36 protein-coding genes are annotated in these 26679 nt (G+C 65.4%); 27 read left to right on the forward strand and 9 right to left on the reverse strand.

Annotated elements, in window-relative coordinates; translation table 11 throughout:
* The first annotated feature begins 3 nt into the window (after positions 1-3).
* From WFK98_RS21705 to WFK98_RS21835, 27 genes are all read left to right on the forward strand, one after another.
* Positions 4-300 (forward strand): hypothetical protein, encoded by a 297-nt coding sequence (locus tag WFK98_RS21705; RefSeq protein ID WP_336801713.1) that lies wholly within the window; start codon positions 4-6, stop codon positions 298-300.
* Positions 300-1139 (forward strand): hypothetical protein, encoded by an 840-nt coding sequence (locus tag WFK98_RS21710; protein WP_336801714.1) that lies wholly within the window; start codon positions 300-302, stop codon positions 1137-1139. Before WFK98_RS21705 ends, WFK98_RS21710 begins: the two co-directional genes overlap by 1 nt.
* Entirely contained in the window at positions 1136-1729 is a 594-nt protein-coding gene (locus tag WFK98_RS21715; protein ID WP_336801715.1) for a phage baseplate assembly protein V, read from the forward strand. The genes WFK98_RS21710 and WFK98_RS21715 overlap by 4 nt, the downstream gene beginning before the upstream one ends.
* A 47-nt stretch (positions 1730-1776) precedes the next feature.
* Positions 1777-2040, forward strand: a complete 264-nt coding sequence (locus WFK98_RS21720; RefSeq protein ID WP_336801716.1) for a hypothetical protein — start codon at positions 1777-1779, stop codon at positions 2038-2040.
* Positions 2041-2043: 3 nt separating this feature from the next.
* Positions 2044-2439, forward strand: a complete 396-nt coding sequence (locus tag WFK98_RS21725; RefSeq protein WP_336801717.1) for a GPW/gp25 family protein — start codon at positions 2044-2046, stop codon at positions 2437-2439.
* Positions 2436-3293 carry a baseplate assembly protein gene (locus WFK98_RS21730; RefSeq protein WP_336801718.1) on the forward strand — a complete coding sequence of 286 codons (858 nt, stop codon included), beginning with the start codon at positions 2436-2438 and terminating at the stop codon, positions 3291-3293. The genes WFK98_RS21725 and WFK98_RS21730 overlap by 4 nt, the downstream gene beginning before the upstream one ends.
* Complete coding sequence (locus WFK98_RS21735; RefSeq protein WP_336801719.1) at positions 3290-4399, forward strand: phage tail protein; 1110 nt, start codon at positions 3290-3292, stop codon at positions 4397-4399. The genes WFK98_RS21730 and WFK98_RS21735 overlap by 4 nt, the downstream gene beginning before the upstream one ends.
* Complete coding sequence (locus WFK98_RS21740; RefSeq protein WP_336801720.1) at positions 4399-7560, forward strand: DUF4815 domain-containing protein; 3162 nt, start codon at positions 4399-4401, stop codon at positions 7558-7560. The genes WFK98_RS21735 and WFK98_RS21740 overlap by 1 nt, the downstream gene beginning before the upstream one ends.
* Before the next feature lie 10 nt (positions 7561-7570).
* Positions 7571-8473, forward strand: coding sequence for a hypothetical protein (locus WFK98_RS21745; protein ID WP_336801721.1), 903 nt, complete (start codon positions 7571-7573; stop codon positions 8471-8473).
* Positions 8474-8652: 179 nt separating this feature from the next.
* Positions 8653-9132: a hypothetical protein gene (locus WFK98_RS21750; protein WP_336801722.1), complete on the forward strand. Its 480-nt coding sequence runs from the start codon at positions 8653-8655 to the stop codon at positions 9130-9132.
* Between the two features lie 27 nt (positions 9133-9159).
* On the forward strand, positions 9160-9780 hold the full coding sequence (locus WFK98_RS21755; protein ID WP_336801723.1) for a DUF4376 domain-containing protein: 621 nt from the start codon (positions 9160-9162) through the stop codon (positions 9778-9780).
* Positions 9781-9913: 133 nt separating this feature from the next.
* Positions 9914-11419 carry a phage tail protein gene (locus tag WFK98_RS21760; RefSeq protein WP_336801724.1) on the forward strand — a complete coding sequence of 502 codons (1506 nt, stop codon included), beginning with the start codon at positions 9914-9916 and terminating at the stop codon, positions 11417-11419.
* Positions 11420-11485: 66 nt separating this feature from the next.
* Positions 11486-12028 (forward strand): phage major tail tube protein, encoded by a 543-nt coding sequence (locus tag WFK98_RS21765; protein ID WP_336801725.1) that lies wholly within the window; start codon positions 11486-11488, stop codon positions 12026-12028.
* A 70-nt stretch (positions 12029-12098) separates the two neighbouring features.
* The gene (locus tag WFK98_RS21770) at positions 12099-12431 is read left to right on the forward strand and encodes a phage tail assembly protein (protein ID WP_336801726.1); all 333 of its coding nucleotides are present in this window, start codon (positions 12099-12101) and stop codon (positions 12429-12431) included.
* Between the two features lie 26 nt (positions 12432-12457).
* Positions 12458-12586: a hypothetical protein gene (locus WFK98_RS21775; RefSeq protein WP_336801727.1), complete on the forward strand. Its 129-nt coding sequence runs from the start codon at positions 12458-12460 to the stop codon at positions 12584-12586.
* A 3-nt stretch (positions 12587-12589) separates the two neighbouring features.
* Positions 12590-15115 carry a phage tail tape measure protein gene (locus WFK98_RS21780; RefSeq protein ID WP_336801728.1) on the forward strand — a complete coding sequence of 842 codons (2526 nt, stop codon included), beginning with the start codon at positions 12590-12592 and terminating at the stop codon, positions 15113-15115.
* A gap of 11 nt (positions 15116-15126) precedes the next feature.
* Positions 15127-15546: a phage tail protein gene (locus WFK98_RS21785; protein ID WP_336801729.1), complete on the forward strand. Its 420-nt coding sequence runs from the start codon at positions 15127-15129 to the stop codon at positions 15544-15546.
* Positions 15546-15779 carry a tail protein X gene (locus WFK98_RS21790; protein ID WP_336801730.1) on the forward strand — a complete coding sequence of 78 codons (234 nt, stop codon included), beginning with the start codon at positions 15546-15548 and terminating at the stop codon, positions 15777-15779. The genes WFK98_RS21785 and WFK98_RS21790 overlap by 1 nt, the downstream gene beginning before the upstream one ends.
* Complete coding sequence (locus tag WFK98_RS21795; protein WP_336801731.1) at positions 15779-16879, forward strand: phage late control D family protein; 1101 nt, start codon at positions 15779-15781, stop codon at positions 16877-16879. Before WFK98_RS21790 ends, WFK98_RS21795 begins: the two co-directional genes overlap by 1 nt.
* A 4-nt stretch (positions 16880-16883) precedes the next feature.
* The gene (locus WFK98_RS21800) at positions 16884-18449 is read left to right on the forward strand and encodes a hypothetical protein (RefSeq protein WP_336801732.1); all 1566 of its coding nucleotides are present in this window, start codon (positions 16884-16886) and stop codon (positions 18447-18449) included.
* Between the two features lie 20 nt (positions 18450-18469).
* The gene (locus WFK98_RS21805; protein WP_336801733.1) at positions 18470-18808 is read left to right on the forward strand and encodes a septal ring lytic transglycosylase RlpA family protein; all 339 of its coding nucleotides are present in this window, start codon (positions 18470-18472) and stop codon (positions 18806-18808) included.
* 36 nt (positions 18809-18844) lie between these two features.
* Entirely contained in the window at positions 18845-19060 is a 216-nt protein-coding gene (locus tag WFK98_RS21810) for a DUF7940 domain-containing protein (protein ID WP_336801734.1), read from the forward strand.
* Entirely contained in the window at positions 19053-19622 is a 570-nt protein-coding gene (locus WFK98_RS21815; protein WP_336801735.1) for a lysozyme, read from the forward strand. The genes WFK98_RS21810 and WFK98_RS21815 overlap by 8 nt, the downstream gene beginning before the upstream one ends.
* Entirely contained in the window at positions 19622-20008 is a 387-nt protein-coding gene (locus WFK98_RS21820) for a hypothetical protein (protein WP_336801736.1), read from the forward strand. The genes WFK98_RS21815 and WFK98_RS21820 overlap by 1 nt, the downstream gene beginning before the upstream one ends.
* Positions 20009-20161: 153 nt before the next feature.
* Complete coding sequence (locus tag WFK98_RS21825; RefSeq protein WP_336801737.1) at positions 20162-20653, forward strand: hypothetical protein; 492 nt, start codon at positions 20162-20164, stop codon at positions 20651-20653.
* Positions 20634-21047, forward strand: coding sequence for a hypothetical protein (locus WFK98_RS21830; protein WP_336801738.1), 414 nt, complete (start codon positions 20634-20636; stop codon positions 21045-21047). The genes WFK98_RS21825 and WFK98_RS21830 overlap by 20 nt, the downstream gene beginning before the upstream one ends.
* A gap of 195 nt (positions 21048-21242) precedes the next feature.
* Positions 21243-21698 carry a hypothetical protein gene (locus tag WFK98_RS21835; protein ID WP_336801739.1) on the forward strand — a complete coding sequence of 152 codons (456 nt, stop codon included), beginning with the start codon at positions 21243-21245 and terminating at the stop codon, positions 21696-21698.
* A 7-nt stretch (positions 21699-21705) separates the two neighbouring features.
* Here WFK98_RS21835 and WFK98_RS21840 read toward each other — a convergent pair whose 3' ends face one another.
* The 9 genes from WFK98_RS21840 to WFK98_RS21880 form a co-directional block, all read right to left on the reverse strand.
* A complete protein-coding gene (locus tag WFK98_RS21840) occupies positions 21706-23439 on the reverse strand; it encodes a recombinase family protein (RefSeq protein ID WP_336801740.1) in 1734 nt (577 codons plus the stop codon).
* 106 nt (positions 23440-23545) lie between these two features.
* Entirely contained in the window at positions 23546-23764 is a 219-nt protein-coding gene (locus WFK98_RS21845; protein ID WP_336801741.1) for a hypothetical protein, read from the reverse strand.
* Positions 23761-24183: a hypothetical protein gene (locus WFK98_RS21850; RefSeq protein WP_336801742.1), complete on the reverse strand. Its 423-nt coding sequence runs from the start codon at positions 24181-24183 to the stop codon at positions 23761-23763. Before WFK98_RS21850 ends, WFK98_RS21845 begins: the two co-directional genes overlap by 4 nt.
* Positions 24174-24929: a hypothetical protein gene (locus tag WFK98_RS21855; protein ID WP_336801743.1), complete on the reverse strand. Its 756-nt coding sequence runs from the start codon at positions 24927-24929 to the stop codon at positions 24174-24176. The genes WFK98_RS21850 and WFK98_RS21855 overlap by 10 nt, the downstream gene beginning before the upstream one ends.
* Positions 24922-25191 (reverse strand): hypothetical protein, encoded by a 270-nt coding sequence (locus WFK98_RS21860; protein WP_336801744.1) that lies wholly within the window; start codon positions 25189-25191, stop codon positions 24922-24924. The genes WFK98_RS21855 and WFK98_RS21860 overlap by 8 nt, the downstream gene beginning before the upstream one ends.
* Positions 25181-25837, reverse strand: coding sequence for a hypothetical protein (locus tag WFK98_RS21865; RefSeq protein WP_336801745.1), 657 nt, complete (start codon positions 25835-25837; stop codon positions 25181-25183). Before WFK98_RS21865 ends, WFK98_RS21860 begins: the two co-directional genes overlap by 11 nt.
* Positions 25830-26039 carry a hypothetical protein gene (locus WFK98_RS21870; RefSeq protein ID WP_336801746.1) on the reverse strand — a complete coding sequence of 70 codons (210 nt, stop codon included), beginning with the start codon at positions 26037-26039 and terminating at the stop codon, positions 25830-25832. The genes WFK98_RS21865 and WFK98_RS21870 overlap by 8 nt, the downstream gene beginning before the upstream one ends.
* Complete coding sequence (locus WFK98_RS21875; RefSeq protein WP_336801747.1) at positions 26020-26307, reverse strand: hypothetical protein; 288 nt, start codon at positions 26305-26307, stop codon at positions 26020-26022. Before WFK98_RS21875 ends, WFK98_RS21870 begins: the two co-directional genes overlap by 20 nt.
* Positions 26304-26678 carry a hypothetical protein gene (locus WFK98_RS21880; protein ID WP_336801748.1) on the reverse strand — a complete coding sequence of 125 codons (375 nt, stop codon included), beginning with the start codon at positions 26676-26678 and terminating at the stop codon, positions 26304-26306. Before WFK98_RS21880 ends, WFK98_RS21875 begins: the two co-directional genes overlap by 4 nt.
* Position 26679: the final 1 nt, after the last annotated feature.

The raw sequence follows: 26679 nt of genomic DNA on the forward strand, positions 1-26679 counted from the left end.
CTCGTGGTCGGATCAGACGATCCCGAGCGCCCGCCATTCGAGATCGCGGCGACCCTCGATGTCACCGACCACTCCGAGCATATCGGCGGCGATGGGTCCCGCACCGCGTCGCGGCAAGATCTGATGCTTCAGGAGGTCGCCCTCCTGATCGAGGCGGGCGCCATCCTGCCGCCGAACGCGATGCCGAAGGCCGGCGACTACATCGTCGCTCTGGAACGCCCCGGCTCGCCCACGTTCAAGATTGCGACCCCGGCCGAGCAGAACGGTGGGCGCTTCCTCTTCATGATGGTGCCGGTCTGATGGGAATTACGTCCCTCGCCCTTCAGTATCTCACCGTCGCCGCTCTGCGGGGCGCGACGCTTGCCGGCGAGGCTGTGCAGCCCGGCGCGATCGACGCGCTCGACGTTGATCTCGCTCGCATGGCGAAGCCAGTCATTACCGTTTTCATTGGACAGGACGACCGAGAGATCACCGGCAAGGACCTGCGGGGCGGCGAGCATTCGGTTGAGCTGCTCATCCAGACGTTCTTGCCGGCCGAGATCGAGATCTCCGTCGAGGGATCGCCCCTCAGGCTGTCCTCCCGCGACGGGGGCTCGGACCTGATCACTGGAATGCTTTGGCGCCAGATCGAGCGAGCGCTGATGTCGAGCGATAGCGATGCGGCAACGCTATGGCGCATCCTCGTCGCCTCGGTGAAAACCGCGAACGCGACGCCCTTTCTTTTCCAGATCACGGATCAAGTGAGGGTCGCGGCCTGCGAAACATCCTACCTGGTCAACATCCTGCTCGATGAGCCGTCCTTCGGCCAAAGCTCCCTTGACGACTTCTGGCGGGCCGTGGTCGGTCTGTTCTCCGAAGACCCCGACTATGCGCCCATTGCGGCGTGGATCGAGGCCGAGATCAAAGCGCCGAACGGCCTCGCGCGCTGGCGTATCGATCAGGCCGACCTTGGCCTCTCCGCCGAAGCGCGCGCCGGCATCGGCATTGGGCCGGTCGACGCGCCGGGGGGATCTGAGGCCGTTCCGCCCTATCCGAACGCGGCCGACCCCGCATCGATCTCTGGCGCGACCGTCGAGGTTGAAGGCCAGGGCGAATGGGTGATCGATAGCGACAGCCCGGGTATGGGCGGGTCGCCGTGAGTTCCCTTGCCGACGTTCTCGAAGCGATCTTGGTTGATCTCGCCGCGATCAAGCGGCGACAGGACGGCCAGATCACGCAGGGCACGGTTCACGAGGTCGACGCGAAAGCGGGGACCGTGCGGATCAAGAGCGGCGAGGACGCGGACGGAAATCCGTTCCTGACCCCGCCAATCCCCTACGCGCAGTTCATGGGCGCGCTGAAGGTTCACTCTCCGCCCTCGGTCGGCCAGCAGATGACCGTTCTCAACGTCGCCGGCGACTTCAGTCAGGGCCTCGCGGTCCCGATGACCCAATCTGATGCGAACAAGAGCCCGAGCGAAAAGGGCGACGAGAACGTCGCGACCTATGCAGGGTTCAAGATCACGCTGGACGGCGGCAAGCTTCAGGTCACCGAGGGCAGCCTTACGTTCACAATCGGCGGTGGCAAGGTCGCAATCAAGGCCGATGTCACGATCGACGGCGACGTGAAGATCAATGGCAACTTCGACACCGAGGGCTCGTCCTTCACCAACAACGGCAAGGATGTCGGCGCGGAGCACAAGCACTCCGGCGTGACCCCCGGCGGCTCGAATACCGGCCCGCCCGCATAGCGACCTGCAACAGGGCGCACTCTCTTCTTCATCCATAGGAGGGCCTCATGGCCGAAAAGACGCTGTTCCGCGTAACGGGTGCGGCTGGCCAGTACGTGGCTGGCCGGAAGGTCAAGGTCGGCGCTGTGATCGCGCTCTCCGGGGCACAGGCCGAGTACGAACTGGCGCGCGGGATGATCGTTCCGCACACGCCTGCCATCTCGCCGGACACGCCCGAGGACGGCGGATCGATCGATCGGGCTACTCGCGGCCTGGAAACGGAAGAGGGCGCTCAGCGCGCGTCGCAGGCGTCGGCAAAGGGTCGGCGCTGAGCCATGCCCTCGACCGGCGTCGACCGGCGCACCGGCCGGCTCCTGACCGATTGGGATCACGTCCTCCAATCGCTTGAGGTGATCTTCTCGACGCGCTTCGGGTCCCGGGTGATGCGTCGCTGGTTCGGCAGCAACATCCCGGTCCTGCTCGGCCGGAACATGGTCCCCGAGACCTTTCTTCGGTTCTACGCCGCGCTTGGCGTGGCTCTCACGCAAGAGCCGCGCGTCGAGCTGATCCGCGTCTCGCCGCTGTCGGTCACTCGCACCGGCCGCGCCGGCTTCCTCGTGGAATTGCACTACCGCCCGCGCGGCCACCTCGGCGATTTCACCGTCGAGGGAACGAAGCGGATCACCGTGTCGCCGGGCTCCGGTGATCGCCTTGAGGTCTCGACCGCATGAGCATGATCGATCTCTCGACCTATCCGGCCCCGAACGCGATCGAGACGCTCGCCTACGAGACGATCCTCGCCGAGATTATGGCCGACACGCAGATCCGCTTCGACGGAGCTGGTATCGACTACGATGTCGGCGGGCTGGAGACCGACCCGGTCAAGGTCGTCGACGAGGCTGTCGCGTATCGCGATCTGATCCTGCGCGCCCGCGTCAACGATGCCATCCGCTCGAACCTATTGGCGTTCGCCACCGGCGCGGATCTCGACCACCTCGCGGCCTTCTATGATGCCTCCCGTATCCCGGGCGAGGATGACGAGCGCTTTCGTCTTCGCACGCTGCTGATCATTCAGGGCCGCTCGACCGGGGGAACCGCGCCGCGCTATCGCGCGGTGGCTCTTGGCGCGTCGCTGCGCGTAGCCGACGCTGCCGTCTACCGCGTGGGCACGTCACCGCTGATCGAGATCGCCGTGACCGCGACCGACAACGACGGCGCGGCCGACCCGTCCTTGCTTGCTCTCGTCAACGCCGCTGTCCAGGACGAGGCCGTGCGGATGGTCACCGACACGATCTCGGTTGTCGCTGCCGTCAAGACGGTTGTGAACGTCGCCGCCAATATCTGGCTGCTGCCCGAGGCGAGCGCATCCCTGCTGACGACGATCGGCGCGGCGGTGAAGGCCGATTGGGCGGCCGAGGGCGGTCTCGGCTTCGACCTGACGAAGGAATGGCTGTCCGCGCGCCTGATGCGTGCCGGCGTCTATAGGGTCGAAGTTCTCACGCCTGCCGCCACCATCGTTGTTCCGCCGTCCGAAGCTCTGGCTCTCGGCACCTTCACGTTGACGCTGGCCGGTCGCGACCGATGAGTGACCGCGTCCACCTTCTGCCGCCGTCCTCGACTGCATTTGAAATCGCGCTCTCTGAGGCGACGGACATTGCTCCGCGCTTCGACGGCGCCATCGAGGGTATGCACGGCATCAAATTCACGCCGCCGCCCTCGTTCCTGCCGTATCTGGTCTACGAGTACGGTCTGGGCGAGCTGACGCCTTATGTGCCGAACCTTTACGACCTGATCAATGAAGGCGTGAAATGGACGCGGCAGCGGGGCACGCCCGCCGCGCTCGATCGCGCGCTCGGCTGGCTCGGTTACACCGGCGAGGTCGAGGAAAGCCCGATCCGGCGCACCCGCTGGAACCTCTTCCAGATCGAACTCGGTCGCGTCCGCGACAGTGAGGATGACCTGGAAGGGATCGCGGGCGTTGCTGACCTCTCGACGCCGCTCCGCGCGGTCTTCTGGCGTGGCTTTCGTGGTTACGACATCCGCGCGTTGGAGTACGGGCAGAGCAGGTGGGGGCAGACCCTTTGGGGAGCCTATTCCGGCGCTCGCATTCGCTCCGATGGAGCGAAATGGTCCTTCGGTCGGGACTACTCCTCGGACCATGAGATGACCGAGGCGGAGCTTACCGCGCTCGGGGTCTGGATCGAACCAACCGGCGAGGTTGAACCGACCTGGCTCGACGTGGAGTGGCCCGACATCGCATGGGACGCGTTCTCGGGTGGATCTCGTTCCGTGATCATGCTTCTCGGCGTCCCCGTCGCAACGGCGTGGGCCTGCTTTCGCGACAGCAACGGTGCCGTGATCGGTTATCGCCGCGCGCGCGTCCACCACCGCGTGGAGCAGACGCTGGCCGGCCCGTACTCCTTCGGCGGCCTCCGCTACTCGCCACTGGCAACCGGCGCAAGTCTGATCCTGATCGAGGCGCTGACCGATTTCGGCGACGGCTACGGAAGCGCCGCTGCCTCCGTCTCCTTCATCCTATCCGGCGTGCCGGCTGATCCCACGAAGCCGGGCGCTTTGTGGCTCGGGCCGGGCGAACTCGATGCCGCTCTCCCCGAGGTGGGCGAGATGGCCGTGAACATCGAATTCGGCCGCACCGTGCGCGAGCGCGTCCGTATCCTCATGAGGTTCTGATGACCGATTTCTCGGACCCCTCCGGTCTTCCCGGAGCCTATAACCGTGCGCGGCTGAAGCCCGATTGGGCCGGCATCATCGCGCGCGAGAACAGGTTCGCGCAGGCCACGGATCTCAACGACTTCGCGACGATCGTTGAGCGGCGCAATCGGCGCGTCGGCAACCTGGTGGCATCGGACGGCGACCGCATCGCGGACGGCGACATCGTTGTCGACGTGAGCACTGGCACCGTCACGCTTGCGCCCGGCCTCATCTATGCGCGCGGCGACGTTCGCGAGATCGAGGGCGTCGTCCTGACCGGCGTTCCGATGGTCGGAGAAATCGTCGTCGGCGTGCGGATCACGTCGACCGTCGTCACCGAAGTTGACGACCCGGACCTTCTCGGCCTTCACCCGGGCACGGAAGGCGAGGGCGAAGCCGGTTCGGCGCGAACCGTCGAGGTCTCGACTTGGGGCCGCTCCGGCGATGGAAACGACGGCGATCTGATCGGCGTTTATCTCCTGCGCAACGGAACCGTGCTGGACCAGTCGCCGCCGCCGACGCTCTCGGGCGTGGTCAAGGTCATCGCCGTCTACGACTACCAGGCACATGGCAACTATATCGTGCAGGGTTGCCGCGTCACTGCGCTCGGCAAGACCGGCTCGGATCAGGTCTTCTCCATCGAGGAGGGGATCGCGAATATCTTCGGGTTCAAGACGACCCGCCAGACGGCGCTCCGCTACGCCCAGCCCGAACTCTATGACCTCGCGTCGGCGCAGAGCGAGCCGCATGTCTTTTCCGACAGCGGCACCGGCACTGCCGTAATCGCGCTCAACCACGCGCCGCTCTCGGCGATCGGCACCGCGATCATCACCAAGCAGGTCACTGAAACGAAGACGCGCGGCTCGCCGGCGAATTCGTCGGATCTGCTCGACCACGACAACGCGACGACCATCGTCGAGGTGAAGCAGGGCGGGTTCACCTATACCGCCGGCGTCGACTTCAATTTGTCGGGAAACAGCATTTCGTGGGCTCCGGCCGGTTCAGAGCCGACGCTCGGCTCCTCCTATACCGTTACCTACCTCTATCTGGTCGCGGTCACGCCTACCGCGACGACCGCCGACACCGTCACGCTGACCGGCGGCGTCACCGGCTCGAACGTCTTCCTGACCTATGACTGGAAGCTGCCGCGCGTCGATCTTCTCTGCCTCGATCAGGAGGGTCTCCCGGTCTACCTGAAGGGCCTTTCGGCTCGGAGCCGGCCGGTTCCTCCGATCCCGGCGGTGGACCTCCTGCCGCTCTGCACCGTCACCAACAATTGGGTGGCGAAGCCGGACATCGAGAACAGCGGCGTTCGCTCGGTCCCCTATTCGGAGCAGTGGCGATACTACAATCGGCTGTTCGATCTCATCGACTTGGTCGCGCTGGAGAAGCTCAAGCGGACGATCGACACGAAGGACCCGGTCGCCAAGAAAGGTGTCTTCGTCGATCCCTTCGTCGACGACTACTATCGAGATCCCGGCGCGGCTCAGACCGCCGCCGTGTTCGACGGCTCCTGCCAGCTCGCGATCGATCCGACCTTCTTCTCTGTCCCGATGGCTGGGCCGCTCCTCCTGGACTGGACGAAGGAAGTCATCATCCGCCAGGAGCTTTCGACGGGCTGCGTCCTGATCAATCCGTACCAGAACTTCACCCCGCTCCCGATCGGCGTGGCGCTGTCGCCCGCGACGGACTTCTGGACGACGACGGCGACGGTCTGGCTTTCGCCGCAAACGCAGCGCTTCGGCTCGGGCAACACCAGCCGCACGACGGTTCGGAATAACCTCGTCGACCAGCGGGAAGAGCTGATCGAGTTTCTCCGGCAGATCTCGGTTGCCTTCACGCTCTCAGGCTTCGGCCCGGGTGAGGCGCTCTCGATGCTGACGTTCGATGGCATTCCCGTCACGCCGGTTGGACCGCCTGTCGCCAATGCGGAAGGCAAGATCACCGGCTCGTTCACGATCCCGGCGAATGTCACCGCCGGCCAGAAGGCGGTCGTGGCCGTTGGCGCTTCGGGCAACAGCGGCACGGCGTCCTTCGTCGGTCAAGGCACGGTTGACGTGACCGTGATGCAGCGCATCACGACCACGCAATTCTTCAACACTCAGACCGAGAGCCCGACCTCCGGCGTCGATCCGCAGGCGCAGACCTATACGCTTGACGAGGGCCGGCAGCTCGCCGCGTTCGACATCAAGTTCTGCGCCATTGGCGACCGTTCGAATGACTGCATCCTAGAGGTGCGATCCGTCCAGAACGGCTGGCCGACCGGCGAGGTCCTCGCCGCCGTCCGCATCGACATGGACGCCGTCGTGATCGGAGCGTGGACCACTGTCGACTTCCCGATCCCGCTCTATCAGGCGCCCGGCACCGAGTTCGTGTTCGTCGTCAAGACCGACGATGCGGCTCACGCGATCTCGGAAGCCACGATCGGTTCCTATGACGCCGTCAACAATGCCTGGGTCTCCGCGCAGCCCTATACGATCGGCACGCGTCTCTCGTCGGCCAACGGCAACACATGGACGGCGCATCAGGATAGCGATCTCACGTTCCGGGCGGTGGCCGCGAAGTTCAGCCCCAACGCGAAGACGGTCAACCTCGGCAGCTACTCGCTGAACAACTGCTCCGATCTGATGATCTGCGGGACGGTCCTCCTGCCGACCGGAGATTGCAGCGTCTATTTCGAGGTCCAGCGGGTCTCGGGCGAGATCATCAAGCTCCTCCCGGATCAGGTCTATGAGTTCACCGAGTACGTGACGGAGATTGTTCAACTTCGTGCCGTCTTGAAGGGCACGGAGAAGGCGAGCCCCGTCCTGTTCCCCGGCGTGCAGCTTATCGCCGGAACGCTCCGGGCGACTGGCACGTACATCAGCCGGTCGATGACGATGGGAACCGGCGTCCGCGTCGCTACCAACCTGGCCACGAAGCTGCCGGCCGGCTCGACCCTCAAGATCGAGCACGACGCCAACAACGGCGTGTGGACGGAGGCAACCTTCGCCGCTCAGTCCCTCCTCGACGAGGGATGGATCGAACGCGAATACGCAAAAAATCCCTACACGGCGGTTGAAGGGCGACTGCGGCTGACCCTGACCGGCACGCCGGCGGCACGCCCGTCCGTTGCCGATCTCCGCTCGTGGTCGGTGTAAGGAACCTGCGATGATCGACAACCGCACCGCTAACCGGGAATACCTGCTCCCGGACGCTGCGAACAAGATGAGGAGCGAGGATCTTCCTCGCCTCATTGCAAGTCTCTTGGCTATCGACGCAGACGTGGCGGCACTCTTCGCAGGCCTTACCGGCAAGGCGAGTTCCGTTCACACCCACGAGATGGCCGATATCGTCGGCCTCGTGTTGGCGCTCGCCGGCAAGGCCGCGTTGATCCATACGCACAGCATTGGCTCCCTGACCGGCCTCGACTTCACCGGCGCTACGGCCGGGCAGTTCGTTCGATATAATGGGACCATCTGGGTCCCGGCTGCAATTGCTTCGGCGGATCTGCCCAACAAGGGCGTCACCAATGCCAAGCTGCGGGACAGTGATCCGCTGACCGTAATCGGCCGGGCCTCTGCCTCCCTTGGTACGCCCGGCGATATCTCGGCAACGGCAAACGATCGCATGCTGGCGCGCGTCGCTGATGCGCTCGCGTTCGTCCAGATGACGCTCGGCATGATCCCGGATGGGCTGATCACCTTCGCCAAGCTTGCCACCGCTGACGCGATTGCCCGGCTCAACACCGAGGGCCAGACCGTCGCGGGCGGCGCGAAGGTCACGCCGAAGAACCTCGGCAACCTCTCGGGGGCGAGCCTTGCGGTCAACTACAGTGCCCGGTCGCTTCAGTATTGCAGCAACAACGGCGCTGGCTCGCTCGTCCTCGGTTCCGAGGAGGGCACAACCGTCCTGCACACCACCAATGTGACCGGAGCCGGCGCCATCACTATGTCGGGCGTCACGATCCATGACGCCAGCGACGCCTTCGATACGACGGTCGGAAGCGAGTTCGTCACTTCGTTCGTCACGCGCGGCACCCGAAAGGTGGCGTTCAATTTCAAGGTGGCGTGATGGTTCTCTACGCGCCGCCTCTCATCCTGGGCCGACGAGCCCCGGTCCTTATCGGTACGCCGACGAAGGCCACGCAGAACGCGGGCGGGTCGCCGACACTCGCGCTCCCGACAGGGTGGGCGGTCGGCGATCTCCTGATGTGCCTTTGCACGATCGCGAACGGCACGAACGGAACGAGCATGACCGCGCCGACCGGATGGTCGACGCTGTACAACATGGTTCCGGGCGGCAATCTTCGGCGCGCCGGCTGCTTCTACAAGGTGGCGGACGGGTCGGAGGTGAGCATGAGGCCGACCAGCGGTAACGCCTCGGAATGGTCGCTGATTGGTCTCGCCATTCGAGGCGTCCGGGAGATCCCGGAGGTCTCCGCAATGGTGGCAGCTACGACAGCCGCACCGGACCCGGCGGCTGTTTCCCCGTCGTGGGGGAACAAGCGCGCAATGTTCATCGCTGCCGTCCACACGCTGCACAATAGCGCCGTGCCGGTCTCGGCGCTGCCAGCCGGCTACGGCAACCTAACCATGTGCAACAACACCGGCACAGCGAAGGGCACTGTCTCCTTCGGCAATCGCATTGCCCGGACTGCGTCGGAAGATCCGGCGGCCTTCACCATGGTCTCGTCGGCGGTCTGCGTCCCGGCGACGATCGCCCTTCGATAGAGAGAACCCATGGCTGTTGAACACGCCTTGATCCTTGGCGCGACGATCGTCCGCGTCTACCCGGCGACGCGGGCGTTTGTTGAGCTTGGCTCGCCCGAGGAAACGGTCAGTCCGTCGACGCCGGGCTGGACCAACGGAACCTATCGGATCGCCGAAGTTGTCCCGGCGGAGGAGCCGCCGGCGGGCAAGATCAAGACCGGCACGACCTATGCGCTGGTCGGCGGCGTCCCGGTGCAGTCCTTCCAGACGCAAGACGCGCCGCTGGAAGACCTGCGTGCGGCGAAGCTGGATGCCATCAGGGACCGGACCTCGCTCGCTCTTCAGGAGGGAGCGCCGGTCCCCGGAGGTCTTCACATCTCACTCGATGACGGGGCGAGGGCCGACGTTGGCTCGATGGCGACCACGGCTATCGCGGCTGCCGGCGGCTACGTGCCGTGGCCCGAGAGCTATATCCGGGGCTTCATCGCGATTGAGAACATCCGCATTCCGATGACGACACCGGCCGATGGCCTGGCTCTCGCGTCGGTGGTCGGGGATTTCTATGCGCAGATCCGGCAGCACTCCCGCGACCTGAAGGACGCGGCCGAGGCCGCGACCAGCAAGACCGCGCTCGCCGCAATCGACGAAACGGCCGGCTGGCCGATCTAGCGCAATCCGCTTTCACGCCGGACCTGCCGGCATCCGTTGGGCCGCCCTTTGAGGCGGCTTTTTGCTGTTCGCAACTCTCCGGCGGATCGCCGGGCAATCCGGCGGCACTGCCGCCTCATTCAAGGAGGCTCTGATGAGCGATCCGACTTTCGGTCTTTCTATCACCACGCTCGACAACGAGCCGCGTCCCGCGCTCACCGCCAATATGAGCGTGATCGGCCTTGTTGTGACGGCTCCCGACGCTGACGCCTCGATCTTCCCCGAGGACGAGCCTGTCACCTTCTATTCCGACGACACGGCGATGCTCGCCGCTCTCGGCGAGACCGGAACGGGCTATGCCTCGCTTGCCGCGATCAACGAGCAGCTCGGCGAATTCCAGGTCGCAGCGCAGGTTGTTCTCGTCCGGGTCGAGGCCGGCTCCACCGTCAAGGAGACGATTGCGAACCTGCGCGGCGACATCAACGCGCGAACCGGCATGTTCGCGCTGCTCGACGCACCGCACGTTCTCGGTGTGACCCCGCGCCTGATCGGCGTCCCCGGCTACACCTCCCAGGCAATCAACCAGGTCGCGGCGGCGATCGTCGTCACCGCACCCGGAAGCGCCTACGTCACCGCGCCGACCGTGACCTTCAGCGGCGGCGGCTCTGACCCCGGCAAGGTGCTGCCGACCGGCCATGCGGTTCTTGGCACCGGCGCGGATGCCGGCAAGGTCGTCGCCGTCGTCGTGGATACGCGCGGCGAGAACCTGACCGCTGCGCCGACGATTGCCTTCACGGGCGGTTCCGGCACCGGCGCGGCAGCCACCGCTACGCTCGACAGCGCCTCCAACGCGATCTGTGCCAGCCTGCCGACGTTGCTCGACCAGCTTCTGGCCTTCAGTGCGGTCGACGGCCCGGCTTCGACCCAGGCCGCCGCGCTGGCGTGGCGTGCGTCGATCGCCTCGAAGCGGATCATCCCCGTTGATCCCGCCTACAAGGTTGTCAACGACGAGGGCGATATCGTTATCGTCCCGAAGAGCCCCTATGTCCTTGGCGCGCTGGTCGCCAACGATCATGCTCACGGCGGGCTCCCGTCGCACTCCGCCGCGAACATGCCGATCCGGGGAATTGTCGGCACGAGCCGGCCGATCGCGTTCTCGCTGCTTGATGGCGCCAACGAGGGCCAGACGCTCCTCTCGCACAACATCGGCATCACCGTGCGGGGCGAGAACACGGACGGCGCAATTGCCGATGGCGGCTACGTCCTGATCTGCACCGACACCTGCTCCCCGGACACGCTGTGGCGGTTCTACAATCAGGGCCGGATGCGCGACTACATCCATCTGATCTTCATCAAGACCCTGCGCTTCTACCTCGGCCGCTTCAACCTGACCGGCCAGACGCTCCAGGCCGTGATGAACACGATCAACTTCGCGCTCCGCGACCTGAAGGCTCAGCAGGCGATCATCGACTACAAGCCGGTCAACTTCGACCGCGACCGGAACTCGCCGGAGCAGCTTCGCCTTGGTCGCTTTACGCTCGACGTGAAGTTCGAAGAGCCCGCGCCGCTCGTCTACCTCGGCATCCAGTCGGCGCGCTATCGCCCCGCGCTCGATGTTCTGCTGTCCGACCTTCAGTCGCAGCTCGCCCTCGCCGCGTAACGGCACGCGGCAGGCTCGCTCTCCGGGCCTGCCGCACCTCTACCCTTTCCCCGACTGGAGATCGAAATGGCCAACACCGTCTATGTGATGGAAGCCAGCAACCTGTTCTGCGGCGACCACGACCCCGAGAATTCGAAGCACCTGACGCTCGACGAGATCACCCTGCCGAGCCTTCAGGCCATGTATCAGGACCATCACCCCGGCGGCTCGTTCGTCGCTATGGAATTCGAGGTCGGCATCCAAAAGCTGACCTCGTCCTTCAAGCTGAAGGGTTGGGACCCGGACCTGCTCAAGCAGTTCGGCCTCGGAACCCCGCTCAAGCGCGTCTACACGGCCTATGGCGTCGTTCGCGACAAGCGAACCGGCCGCGCGATTGAGGCCAAGGCCATCATGGAAGCCCGGCTCGGTCAGGCCACGCCGGACGGCTTCACGCGCGGAAATCTCATGGGCTACTCCTACAGCCTGAACGAGATCACCCACTATGAGCTGTTCTTCGACCGGGAAGAGATCTTCTTCTGGGACGCCTTCACGAACGTCATGCGCACCGGCGGCCAGGACCAGAATGCCGAGGTGAACAACCTCCTCCGCATCCCGGGCGTCAGCTCCTAACCCGACCTCGAAAAAACGAGCCTGCCGGATCAACCGGCGGGCCTTTTCCGCTTGAGAAGGACACCAAGACATGAGCGAGAAGACCGAGGCGGCAGAGGCCGCAGCCGAGAAGCTGGCCCCCGCCTTCGACCGAGAGGCCGAGCGGTTCGAGACGGTCCCTCTCGATTGGCCCGTGACGATTGATGGCGTTCGCTACGAGAGCGTCACGGTGCGCCGAATGACTGTCGGCGAGATCGGCGACTTCCTCTTGGCGATGGCGAAGAGCGATGGGGAGCGCTTGCGCTTCCCGATGTACGACGTTTCCGATGCGGTCCTGGAACGGCTTGACGCTGATGACGGCGACAAGATCGAGGAAGCGGTGCAGCGTTTTTTGCCCCGCCGCTTCCGGACCGCGACGGTCTGACAGCGAACCCTCTCGGATGGCGCCGGATGTCCGGCGCGGTTCTCCACGCCATGCCGGGCATCACCCTCGCCGATACCCGGGCGATGGATTGGCACGAGCTGATCGCCTGGTGGGGCGAGGCACGGCTGATCATCGAAGGCCCAAAGAAAGACTAGCCGATGGCCTCCTCGACCGTCTCTGAGCTTATCGTCCGGCTCAAGGACGAAGTCTCCCAGAAGGCCGGCAGCGTCGCGAGCGCGCTGGACAAGATCAGCAAGGCCGAGAGCGGCATTCAGTCGGCGCAGATGAAGGCGCTGACCGAGCATCTGACGGCGGCTCAGGAGGCAGCCCGCCGGGTCTCCGTCTTCCGGGACGCGCAGGAAAAGCTCAAGCAGACCCGCCGGCAATTCCAAGAGGCAAAGACTGCCGTCGAGACGGCGGCGCGAACCCTTGCGGCAGCCGGCGACGAGGCATCTCGGAAGACGCAGGCCGCGATGCGGAAGGCGCAGTCGGAGGTCAAGAAGACCGCCGCCGCATACGACAGCGCCGCTGCTCAGGCGAAGGCTGCCTTTTCCGACATCGGCGGTTCGGTCGAGAAGGTGATCGGGGCAGAGGCGAAGCTCCGGGCCGAGATCGACAAGACCACCGAGGCGATCAAGGCGCAGGAGCGCGCCGACGATGCCGCCCGCGCCAATGCCGCCAGGCGTCAGCAGCGTCGCGACATCCTCGGCGGAGCTGCGAGCGTTGCCGGTGTCTATGTCGGCTACAAGGCCCGGGAATTGGGCAAGGACGCGATCGTATCGGCCGCCGACTTCGATATCGGGGTCCGGCGCCAGCGCGCCTATACCGGCACGTCTCAGGAGGATCAGGACAATCTTCTGATCCCGCAGGCGAAGCGGATCGGCCAGGAGACGCAGTTCTCGAACCTCGACATCGTCGAGAGCCAGACCTCCGTCATGCAGCGGCTTCCGCCGAGCCTGCCGCGCGCCAAGGTCGCTTACGGCATCACAGAGGAGGTGAAGAACTACGCCCTCGCCATGCAGGCCGACATGAAGACCTCGGCCGAGGGCATCACCGCGTTCCTTCAGCAGACCCAGAAGGATATCTCGACGCAGGAGAAAGCCGTCAAGGAAGCCCGCCGCGCCACGAACATGATGATCAAGATGGCGAAGATCGGCGGCATGTCCGACGAAGACATCCAGAACTACTTCAGCTATGCCGGCCCTTCCGCCACGATCGCCGGCCTTTCCGACACTACTCTCGGCGCTCTCGGCGTCGGTCTTCGCCGTTCGGGGTTCCGGGGCGATGTCGCTGGTGTCGCGCTGCGGTCTTTCTCCAGCAAGCTCGTCGCGCCCACGAAGAAGGGCCTCGCCGCGCTCGACAGCATGGGGATCAACTTCGACGACTACACGTCCGCGCCGGAGAGGATGACGACCGACGCGATCGGCGGGGCGCTCAAGCGGAACTTCGGCAAGGCGCTGAGCGACGAGGCGGCAGCCTTCATCGAGGCGGCCCTCGACAACCCAGATATCGTCAACAGCCGAGACGACTTTACCGCCACGATGCTTGAGGCCGTGGCTCCCATGTTCGGCGGCGACAAGATGGGGGCGAAGGACAGGAACTCGCTCGCAAAGATGTTCGGTGACTACCACAAGCTGTCCGTTGGCAGCGTGGACACCGAAGGTCTTCTCAATGCGATCCTGGCATCGAACCCATCGCTGGCACAGCTCAACGCGTTCTTCACCGACAAGCACGGCGGCAAGGCGGGCGTTCTTGCTTCCAACCTTGGGCAGGTCGCCGAGGATCGGAAGCTCCTTGGCGAGGTGCCGGACAACTACGGTTCGGAGATCGCCTCGGAAATCATGGGCGGTCTGGGCGGCTCGTTCGAGCGCCTGAAGGGCTCCGTCGAGAACGTCACGCTCGCCATGGGCGAGGCCAACGCGAAGTGGCTCTCCTACACCTTCGAGGGCGTCGGAAACACGATCGACGCGTTCTCGAACCTGAGCGCGCCGGTTCGGCAAGCGGCAACTGCTCTCGGCGCGGTCGCCGCCGGCGCAGGCTTCTTTTGGGGCTCGATGAAGCTCCTCGGAACCTTCTTCGGCGGCGGCGGAGCGCTGACCGGCTCGGCGGTCGCCCTCGATGGATCGGCGGCTGCACTCACCCGGGCGGCAATCGCTCTCGGTGGCTCCGGCGTCACCGATGGCCTCGGCGGTGCTGCCGGAGGCGGAAAGGGCAAAGGCGGCTTCTGGAAGAACCTTGGCGGGATGACCTTCCAGGGTTTGCTCTATGGCCTTGGCACGCAGGCAATCGACGCCGGCTTGGACGCTGTGCCTCACCCGGACTATCCCAAAGGCTACGACCCCAAGACCTATGACTTCAGCACTCTCGGGACGTTCAAGCGCCTCTGGAACGACATGCCGCCTCTCGTCGGTCGGCGCGACGGAACCACGGGCGTTGACGGCGCGGCGCTTGATCAGACCAAGGCGAAAGCCGACGCCGCCAGCCAAGCGGTCTACGGTCTCGGCATGACCGTGCGGCCGAACGTCGACACGACATCGCTTGATGACGCCCTCGGAAAACTGTCGGCGCTGAGCGTTGGGCTGGGCAACGTCAACGCGGGCATTTCGAGGTCCTCGGGCGCGATCGATCAGAAGATCCGGGCGATCCACGCCGACACTGGCGTGTCGGGCGTCGGCCACCAATAGGAGCATCCGCCTTGCTGGCAATTCTGGGGGCCGTGATCTTCGAGATCGCGCCAGTGAACCTCCATGCCGTCGAGCACGGTTCGGAGGCTCGGTTCGCCGAGAAACCGATTATGGGCCGCCGGCCCCCACTCGAATTCGTCGGAGAGGGAGCGGAGAGCTTCGGCCTGACCGTGAAGCTCTTCCCGGAGAAGCTCGGCGGCCTTGGAACTCTCGACGACTTGGCGGCCATGCGGGCTAGCGGGATCGCTCAGTATTTCATGCGCGGGGACGGCGTGCCGCTCGGCTGGTTCGTCGTCGAGAAGCTGAGCGAGAAATCGTCCTATCTCGGTGGGCAAGGCGTGGGCCGGGTGATTGACGTGGACATCTCGATCAAGCGCGCCGACGCGCCGTCCGGCTCCGACTTCTTCGCTTCAATCCTGGGGATGCTCTGATGGCCGCGACCTTCGAGCGCGTCGTTGTGGCGGGCGATGAGATCACGCTCGACCTGCTGGTCTGGCGACGCTTCAAGCGCCGAAAGGATGGGGTCGTCGACCGCATTCTCGCTGCCAATCCTGAGCTTGCGACCGGCGGTCCATATCTGGCGGTCGGCACCGTCGTCCTCATTCCGATCGACGCGCCGACGCCCGGGGCTCTGCGGGTCGAAGCCGTCCGGTTGTGGAACTGATGACCCAGACCCTTTGCGTCATCACCATCGACGGACAGGACGTTTCCTCCGGCGTCCTCCCTCGGCTCATCAACCTTACCGTGACCGACAAGGCGGGAACTAGTTCGGACACCTGTCAGATCGATCTCGACGACACGGACGGGCACCTCTTGCTGCCGCGAACGGGCGCGGAAATCGAGATCCTTCTCGGCGGAGCGGACGGTGTCTCCCAGGTCTTTACTGGCACGGTCGACGAGGTGAAGAGCCAAGGTTCGGCGTCAGGGATGACGCTTTCCATCTCGGCCAAGGGCTTCGATAGCCAGGGAAAGGCGAAGGAGCCGCACCGAAAGCATTGGGACGACAGCAGCCTCGCCGACGTTCTGTCCCAAGCCGGCAAGCTGGCCGGGTTGGCGGATATCGAGGTCACTGGAGCCCTCGCATCGCTCACCCGCAAATATTGGGCGATGCAGAACGAGAGCTTTCTGCACTTCGGCGAGCGTATCGCGAGAGAGGTCGGCGGCACGTTCAAGATCGTGGGCAAGCGCGCCGTTCTCGCCGAGCGCAGCGGCGGAAAGTCTGCCTCCGGCGCTGACCTGCCGGCGGTGACAGCGAGGCGAGGGGACAATCTGATCTCTTGGGAGATCTCTCCCACCCTCGGCCGCCCTCGATACAAGAGCGCCCGCGTTCGGCACTACGACCCGAAGACGGGAACTTACAAATACGAAACCGAAGAGATCGAGGACCCGGACGCGAAGGCCGTCCTAACCGATCGCTTCGATGCGCCCGACGCTGATCAAGCCAAGGCGAGGGCCGGCGCGCACAAGAAGAACGCCGAGCGCGAGAAGGGGGGCGGAATGATCTCGATCAACGGATCGACGGTCCCGCAGCCTGAGGCGAACGTGGTTCTCGTAGGCGCACGCCCCGGGATCGACGGTTCCTATCGGATCGAGACCGTCACGCACGACTTCTCGGCCGGCTCCGGCTGGACAACGCGGCTCGAAATCAAGCAGCCGCAGGGCGAGGCAGGCAAGGACGCTCGCAGCGGTTCGACGCCGGCCGCTGCGTCGGGAGCCGCCTCCGTCCGCGAGGCGGGCCAAGTTCCAAATTCCAACGTGGGATAGGCACATGACCATCAGTGATTACCAGGTCACCGACCTGGCGGGGCCGTTTGTTGCCGGAGTTCGAGTGCCGGCGAGCGGCGTCCTCCGGCTCTCTGCCGAGCAGGCAAGCTATCCGCTGGCCTTGGGCCAGATCGTTCTCGTCGGCTCGCCGGCCGCTTCCTTGCCGATCCCGGCCTATCTCCGAAGCGATCTTCTTTCGGTTCGGCGGAACGGCAATTCGCGCGATGTCAGCCTCGACACGTTGCTCAACGCCTCGATTTTCGCCGGCGCTGGCTTGTTGGTTGCGGCGGTCGGAACGAGCTTCGAGGACGGCGCCAGCCGCGATAGCCCGCCGCCGGCGACCAACCCGACCCGGGCCTTCTTCAACGATGGCTGGCTGTCGTGGCTTCGGATCTTGTCCGGGCAGCGCGTCAACCTTCCGGCCGAATACGTGCTCGGCGCGTCGGGCACGTCGTGGAATACGCCCGACACCGGGATCACGGCCCAGGTCGACGCGGTCTGCAAGCTCTACCCGAAGCCGAGCTATTGCATCGTCGGCGGCGTGCCGAACGATATCGGATCTCGTTCCTTTGCCGACATCAAGACGGACTGGACCGCCGGCATCGAGAAGCTGATCGCCAACGGGATCAAGCCGGTCACGGTTACGACGCTGCCGCGCGGGAGCGCGTCGCTGTCGGCCGCTCAGCTCGGCGTATTGCTGCAGATGAACCGGCATATCGTCGACTACAGCCGTTTGCGGGGGCTCGACGTTATCGATGCGTGGCGCCTGATGGCCGACCAGGCGTCGACCTCGTCGAATGCTCTTGCGGGGATGATCAAGACCTCGGACAATCTTCACCCCTCGACGATCGGGGCGTTCCAGTGGGGGAAGGCCGCCGCTGCGATCTTCAATCGCATCCTGAACGATCGGTGGGATCACTTCCTCGCGGCGGCCGACATCTACAACGCCACGACGAACAAGACCGGCAACCTTCTGTTCTCAGGGTCGGCCAACTACGGCTTGATGGCCGGCACCGGCGGCTCGCAGACGGCGTCGACCGGCCTGACCCATTCCGGCTCGCTTGCCACCGGCGTCACCGCCGTTCGTTCCGGCTCGTCGACCTGCGCCTGGACCCACGCCAAGGAGAACCCCAGGACGGACGCCGGACGAAGCTCCGGCGAGCGCCAGGTCGAGACCATCGCGGCGAACTCCGGCGGTGGTGCCGACGAGGTCTATAACCTTCGGTTCTCGCCTGCCTTCGCCAACTTCGCCCCGGGCGATGTCGTTGAGGCGATGTGCGCGATCGAGGTCCACCAGGCCCCATCCCGCTCGACGGCGCTGGAACTCTACCTGTTGGAGACGCGGCCGGCGAACTCGTACACGGCGATCGACGGCGCGCTGCAATCCTCGCTGTCCGGCTTCCTGCCGGCCGAGACTTGGTCGGGGGTTCTCCGTGCTCCGCCGATCCGCATCGAAGACGACGCGACGGCTGTTGCCCTTAACATCCGCGCTCGGCTCGACGCCTCGACGGCGGCGGCCAGCATCGGCTTCAAGGTGGGCGACGTGGCCCTCCGCAAGCTCCCCGCCTAAGCACCCTCATCATCTTGATCATGATCAGAACTCTGGCTCTCGCCGGATTGATCTCGCTCGCCTCCGCTTCGGCGCTCGCGGACCAGATCGGACATGCGTCCTGGTATGGAGCCGAAAGCGGCAACCGAACCGCCAACGGCGAGCGGTTTCATCCCGGGGGAATGACCGCAGCGCATCGAACGCTTCCGTTCGGCACCCGCGTTCGCGTCACGGTGCTCTCCACTGGCCGCTCGTGCGCGGTTCGCATCAACGATCGCGGCCCTTTCGTTCGGGGCCGCGTGATCGATCTCGCGCATGGCGCCGCTCGCGCTTGCGGGATCTCCGGCGTCGCTCGTGTGCGCCTTACCGTCCTCCGCTGACCGAAACAGCGCCCAAGCCAACCATCGGAGATATCCATGCTGCTCCCGAACTGGCGCGCCATTCTGGCGCGCGCTTGGAGCTTCCGGCTGATCGTCTCGATCGCTCTGCTCCAAGGGCTCGACTACGCCATGCCCTTCGTCGGCATGTCCCTGCCACTGCCGGAAGGCTGGCTTACGCCCGTCACGATCGTGATTGCGGTGCTCGCTGCGTTCTCGCGCCTCGTCCCGCAGAAGGGGCTCTCAGATGGCTAAACTCACGTCGACGAAGCGGGGGAAGGCGGCGATTGCCGGCATCGTCGCTATCGCCGTAGGCGGCCTGGTCACATTCTCCGGCGAGCGCGTCCCGGATGACGTCGCTCTCGCGGCCACCTATCTGACCAAGCCGTGGGAAGGCCGCCATCTCAAGGCCTATGCCGACCCGGCGACCGGCGGCGCTCCGTGGACGATCTGCGATGGCGACACTAAGGGCGTGAAGCCCGGCTTGGTGGAGACGCCCGCCGGCTGCGACAAGCGCACCGTTCAACGGATGCTGGAGTTCCGGGTGCAGCTCGTGCGCTGCATTCCCGGCTTCGACAAGAAGCCGCTGTCGTGGCGCGCGATGATGAACTCGCTCTCCTACAACATCGGCACCGGCGCGGCTTGCCGGTCGACAGCGGCCCGGCTCGGCATCGCCGGCCGCTATGTCGAGAGCTGCCAGGCTGCCACTGCGTTCAACAAGGCCGCAGGCCGCGTCTTTATCGGCCTCGTCAATCGCCGCGAGATGGGTGACGCCCGTCGCATCGGCGAGGGCGAACTCTGCGTGAGCGGCCTTTGATGGGCATCCCGTCCGTCTTCGGCGTGAAAGGCATGGCCTTGGCGCTGCTCGTGGGCACCGCCATCGGCGGCTACGCCGGCTATCGGATCACCAACACGTTCGACGAGGCCAAGGCGCTGCGCAAGGAGCGTGACGACCTGAAGGACGCCATCGCGGCGCGCGACGCGACCATCGCCAGCAACGCCCGCATCACGGCCGGGGTGAACACCATCGCGATCGGCGTCAATCGCGCCATCGCCCAACTTCGAGAGGAGGCCGGCGATGAGAGCACTACGCGCAGCGATCCCGGTTGTGATTATCGGGACGATGAGTTTGGCCGCGTGCAATCACGTATCAACCGCGCGGCTCGCCCCGGTCGGGCCGTCCCTTCCGCCGCTTCCCCCTGAGCTGCACGAGCAAGCGCCGCCGCCGGTTCCGAGCCGCAACCCCCAGACCATGGCCAACCGGGCGATTGACGCCTACGGCGTCTGCAACATCAAGCACCTTGGCACCGTGGCCGCATACGACGCCGCCGCGCTCGAACTCGGGAGCGCGCGGCAATGATCATCGCTAGGCTCTATCGTGGCGTCAGCAGTCACTTCCCGGCCCGAGCTTCCGAATGGGGGCTGGCGTCGATCCTGCTCCTCTGGGGGCTGAACGCGATGTTCACCCCGGACTACTTCGACCGCCCCCTCTGGCTGCCTCTGCGAGATATGCTGCCGGAGGAAATCGTCCTGCTCCCTCCGCCACTTTTCTGGGGCGGAGGGGCGCTCCTGGTCGCGGTCCTGCGGCTCGGGGCTCTGGTCGTCAACGGGACCTTTGCCGATACGGCATGGTCTCGGTTCTCGCCGCATGTGCGGATGCTGATGTCGGTCCTGTCGTGCTTCTTCTGGACGACGCAGGTCCTGAGCGTCTGGGCCTCCGAACAGGTCTGGTCCGGGCTCTCGACCTCGGCGGTGCTGCTCGCGCTCGATCTCTACAACATCGTCCGTACCTCATCGGACGCCCGTCACTCCGATGAGGTACGTCGCAATGGCATCACCGGCACCTGACCCCTCGTCGCTGCCGCCGCAGGTTCAGATCTTCGTCTACATCGGGGCCGGCTTGGCGGCCCTCTTCCTCTCCGTCTACGGATATTTCATCAAGGGCCGGAGGCGGCCCACCGAAGACTATGTGATCACGTCGGCCGAGATCGCAGACACGAAGCCGATGCGAGATCTCGCCGACGCTGTGAAAGCGCTCAAGCCAATGCATGAGCGGATCGCGACGGCTGCTGAGCGGACGGCCACAGCGGTTGAAGCGATGAGAGAGTTGTTCGAGCGCGAGGCCGACGAAGAGGATCGGCGACGCATTATTCAGGAAGAGGTTGCGCGCGGCGTCGCCGAGGAACTGGCTCGACGTGCTTCGCCGAGCCCCCGGCCGCGCAAGCCGCCCTCCCTTCGCTAAGGACCGGTCGCGCCTCCGGCGCGCCTTACCAGGCCCCTCGGGGCTCCTCCCAAGCAACTTAGCCCCCTCCTGCGGTTCACCGCAGCGAGGGGGCTTTTTTGCGTTTTCGGCTTGCGTCTTCGACCCGCCAATCTGCTCTATTCGTCGAGCAGGATCTCGCTATTATCATTCCACCAATGGGGGAAAGAGATCGCTATGACTACCGAACCGCGCGACGACCGAGCTTGGTGGCAAACCGCGCTCCATATCGGCTTGGCAGCGGTCCTATTCATGCCGGTGCTGGCGATCCTTGGTGCGGCGTTGGCGCTGTCGTCAATCCAAGTGCCAGCCGTGGAGTTCCTGTTCCTGGTCGGGCAGTACGTCATCACAGCCTTCATAAGCCTCTACCTGCCCACCCGGCTATTGACGCGATCTCACGTCGCGATCGCTGCGGCTATCTGGGCAACGGGGTTCGTGACCCTCATGCTGAGCGACGTTGTTCGGAATACCGGCTCGGATACGACCCTGTGGCAATGGGCGGTCATCGCCGCGATCGTCGGCGGAACAGTCGCCGGCGCGATTGCCTTCGTCTGCATTCGGTGGGATCGGGTGGAGAACATGAAGGCTGCTTGGCCGCCCGCTAAGGGTCCCGTAGCCGGTTCAGGTCCCTGAGCGGGACCTATATCGCGACGGCGCGCGCGGCAGCGGCCGACATGCTTCCGAACCCGGTCGCATACTCGATTTCGGGGTCTTTCCCCCACACCGGATAGGCGACAAAGCGGACGAGCGGGACGATCAAAAGGTTGCTATTCCGCTTGCAACCCTCCTCCGCTACCATCGATCCCCCCAATTGCTCGGCGCCTTGGCCGAGCAGGGCGGACAGATGGCCGATGACTTCGGCCGAGACCCCTCCTGACTGCGTGTCGTGCACGACGACACGATCGACGAGCGCGCGGAAGGCCTCGATCGCCCCGGCGTCGGCGCGGTCGTCAAGCTCGCTGAGGCGGCCGGCCAGATTTTCGACGGCTGCCTTGTACTGGCGGACAGCGTGCGGGTGCAGCTCGACGGCGTCAGGCATGGCGATCGTCGCGAGATCTGCCGCGAGCCGGTCCCGCTCCGCCATAAGCGGCCCATATTGGCTCTCGACAGCCTCGACCGGCAACACGCCGCGCGCCAGTGCGCCCATCAGCCTCTCCATCTGGGTTGTCAGATCAGCGACGCGCCGCTCGACTGTCGCGCGCTCTCTTGCAGCCTTGGCGGCCTCGTCCCGCCGCTCCTCACGATAGGCTCGGACGTATTCGGCCAAGAGCTCCGGATGGGCGAGCTGTTGGCGCAGGCCCGCGATCACCGCGTTCTCGATCTTTTCGAGGTTGTACTTTTTCCGGTTGTCGCAGGTGCCCCCCTCGACTGACCGCGTGCACTTGATGCGCGTCGTGCTCTTGTTCCGGTCGTGGATCGACATGCCACCGCCGCAGTGGCCACACCGTAGCAGGCCAGACAGCAGGCGCTTCGGCCGGCGGACGTACTCGCCGCCCTTGGCTCGTTTTGCTCTGCCTTCCACGATGGCCGCGACCGCCTCATAGGTCTCTGCATCGACTAGGGCCAGGTGCGGGGCTTCGGCCTCTCGCAACTCGCTCGCGTCGTTGACGCGGCTCACCCTTTTGCCGGTATCAGGATCCCGAACCATCTGAACGCGGTTCCAGACGATCTTGCCGGCATAGAGGGGATTGCGAAGGATGCCATAGCCGCGCTTGGCGGACCCGGCGATGGTGCTGGCGTTCCACGAGACGCCGCGCGGGGCGGGAACACCATCTCGGTTCAGGCCGGTTGCGATTTCACGGGCAAGGCGCCCTGCGGCAGCCTCTCCGAAGATGCGCCGGACGATCTCCGCCTCCGGTTCGTAGATCTCGAGCTCGCCCGGATGGCCGATGACGGGACGATACCCATACGCGCGGCCGCCCGCATGGCGGCCGTCCCTGACGACGCCGGCCATGCCGCGTCGCACCTTGTGCTTGAGGTCAGCCAGAAACAGGGTCGACACCAAGCCGCGAATGCCGACCTGGATTGCGTCGGCGGCGCCGTCGTGAACGGCGACGATCCTGACCCCCATGAAGGTGAGCCGCTTATGCAGCCCGGCGAGATCTTCCTGGTCGCGGGAGAGGCGGTCTAGCGCCTCGACGATGACCGTGTCGAACTTGCCGGCGCGGGCGTCGTCCATGAGGCCGAGTAATCCGTCTCGTCCGAAGACCGAGGCGCCCGAGCGCGCCTTGTCGAAGTGCTGGGCGACGACTTTGAGCCCGGAGCGGGCGGCGAACTCTCTGCACAGGGCGAGTTGGTCGTCGACGGATCGCTCGCTCTGGAGGTCGGTCGAGAACCGGGCATAGATAGCCGCTCGCGTTCCTTGGTCGTGCATTCGCCTTCACCTTCAATCAATCCGGCCCGCGCGCGATCGCGGCGAGCATCAGCCTTAGCCAAAGCGCGCACGAACGCAACCAGAAGCGGATCGGGCGGCGGAAGGCTCACGCGAGGACGCCCCCTGCTTCGAGGGAAGCCTCGATGCGCCTGTCGGTCGGGACCAGGCCGCTGGAAGCCGCATCGTGCTGGCGTTCGCGGTTGCGGCGGCGCGCTTGGGCGCCTCCCTTATCCCAGCGGACCGCGCCGCCGTTGTCCTCGCGCCAGTGCAGGAAATGATTGGCGCGGTGACGGAACGGCCGCGACTGCGTCGAGGTGCTCGTCATGCTGATGCTCCGGCAATCTGCCGCTCAATGCGAGCCAGCAGAGGCCGCGCGTCGATCACGATCGACATACGGAGGCACGGTGCGTGCTTGCATGCGTCGACGACATCGGCCGCCAAGTTCCCGGCTGCGTCGACGGAGAGCACGATCTGTGGGCTGCTGATGTCGGCCATGTGCGCATGGAGGTCATTTGTCAGACCCTTGAGGCTGGCGAGGGCATCGCTGATGCGGGGTTGATTGAGCCCAAGTCGCGCCAGCTCGCCGGCGATTGCAAAGCGGAGAGCATCGGCCTTAACGAAGCGCCGACCTTCTCCCGGCGCGGCGCGGCCGCGCACCGCGACGCCGTGGCGCGAGATCAAGAGGTCGATCTGGGCACGGCTCAAGCCGCTCAACGCGACAACATCGTGGATCGTCAGGAACATGGCTTTCCCTCATCGATGTTCTGATGCGCGACGGTGAACGTGTAGGCGGCGACCCAAGGGTTATCCTCCCAGGCGCCGGGGCCGTTGATGGCATTCCAGAGCATCAGGTAGCTGTCGTGCGCCGTCCGGCAGCACTGAGCCGGGACCTCGCGCCCTTTGACGACCATCGTCATGAAGGTGCTGATGCCATAGGGAAACCATCCGTGGTGCAGCCGTTCGACGCCTTCGGCGATAGCGTCTTCCTCGCTGATGTCCTGCAGCCGCTCGACGCGGACGTCGGTCACGGTGAGCGTCAGCCGGGATGCCCAACGCGGGAGGAACATCCCAGGCCGATAGCGACCGACCCATCCCGCGTGCTTGGGCTCCGGCTCATAGTCGGATGGGCGCCAATGGCCGTCTGCCTGGTTGGCGATCGATCCGCCGGCCTCGAAGAGGACGGTCATCTTGCGCGGCGGCAGGTCACGCGGGGGCAGCGCGTCGTAATTCTTGCTGACACGCCAAGCCTCGCGGACCCAAAGGCGGTCGCCGGGCTGATAGCGCGCATGGATTGCCGCCGTCTGGGGAAAGCCATCGTCGACATGGGTGCCCATGGCGCCGACGAAGCCGCCGTTGCGGCCTTCCCAGCGCCACGCGCCATTTGCCTGCACGATAGGCTGCGGCTTGACGGGGCGCCGTGTCTGGAACTTGGTCCCGGCGAGCAGAGCGCGGACCATTGGCCCGGTGAAGGGGATGTAGAGGTCAGCCATCGGCCCGCTCCTCGAAACGAACCGAACGCTGCCAAGCCTCATCCATCGACAGACCGAGCTTGCGCTCAAGCCACCGATCGCTACTGCAATTTCCGATGTTGGCGTGAAGGACGAACCCGAGCGGGCCGACCAGCAAGTGCCAATCGCCGCCGTAGACGTCGGCCTCGCGCTCGAACCCCAGCCTCCACGAGAGCGGGAAGAAATGAATGCTGACGCCGACGTCGCGGCAGTTTCGCCAATGCCAGTGCGGCTCATTTTCCATTGGTCGTCTCCTGGTCCGGCATCGCCTCGCGGCCGACCACGGCGCAGTTTCCGAGCCGAGTGGCTCGCATTTCTCCGGCGCCGGCGCGCTGCAGCAGATGCAGCGCCATCGGCCCGCTGAACTTCGCGCACTCGAAGCCGCCGGTTCCCATCGTCAAGAAGATGCAGCAATCCGCCTCGCCGGCCCGGCAGACGATACGCTCGGCGCCATCCGGCACGCGGGCGGAGTTGCCTCGGCCGAAGTAGAGGACGTGAGGGACCTTCTCCGTCCGATCGGCGATGATCTCGATCTCGTCCGGCGAGGCTTTGAACTCGACAAGCCGGCCGGCGAGCGCCACGAGGATCTGCTCGAAATATGCGGCGATGTTTGACCAGCCGGCATTATCGAGGCGGCTCTCGATGATGCCGCAGTCGATCTCCCGCGCCAGGATCTCCCGATCCGATCGAGGCTCCAGATAGATCCGCATCGACGGAAAATGGTGGCCGACATAGTCGTGACCGCCGCGCTTGCCGGCCATCGAGAGGATCGCCTCCCAGAATGCCGGCTTGATATCGACGGCCGAGCCGTCCGGCTGCAGCAGATCCCACGTCGGATGCGTCCATCCGTAGAACCGTAGCCGGCCAGAAACCTTGAGGAGGTCAGCCATGGTCGCGGCCTCCCATGACCTCGGCCAGCGCTGCCTCGGCGCTACGCGCGCGCATCAGCAGGCGATTGTTCGCTTCGAGGAGCTCGGTCTGGCGGCGCTCGAAAAGCGACCGGGGAACAGTATCAGCGGCGATCGCGCGGACGGCCTCGCCGACGGCGAGCAGTTGGTCGCGCAGATCCTGGTCAATCGCAGACTTCGGCATTTGCGTCCTCCCCTTCGTGCGAGCTGGCCTTACTCTTGCGGCGTGCGCCGGGATCGCGTCCGATCTTGTCCTGGCGCGCGCGTTCGGCTGCGAGCCACGCCTCGGCGCTGGCCCGAGCCGTCTCCGCTGTGGCGCTGTGGAAGACCATCGGGAGCATCTCGGCGATCGGCTTGCCCTTCGCGCCGGTGCCGGGGCCGATCAGGTGCGCCGCGAAGCGAAATGCTTCGTGGCAAGGCTCGTCGGTGCTGTAGACGATGACCTGGATCATCTGTTGCTCCCTTGGTGATCGCTGGCGTCGAGCCCCGCGAGCTTCCGGATCTCGCTCGCTCGCTCGATGGTCATCCCGTGCTGTTCGGCGAGGTGATGCGCCGGCGTGCCGTCCACGACCTCCGCGAGGGCTGCGCGCAGGCTGTCGACGAGACCTGCCTGGGCCATTACGAGCGAGGAGGCTGTCGCGCGGTGTGGCAGGTTGACCTTCTTCACTCGTGCGAGGTTCAGCAGCGCAACCCGGTATGCGTCTGCGGTCGTCGCCGAGCAGAGCGCGATCATGGTTTCGGATGGGAACTCGCTCGCCGCCCGTATCCAGAACCGGAATAGGATGGCGTCCAGGTCGTCGTTGTTGAGGTCCAGCGTCGACATG

Origin of the sequence: Kaistia sp. MMO-174, assembly GCF_037147815.1 — a bacterium.
Lineage (GTDB): Bacteria > Pseudomonadota > Alphaproteobacteria > Rhizobiales > Kaistiaceae > Kaistia > Kaistia nematophila.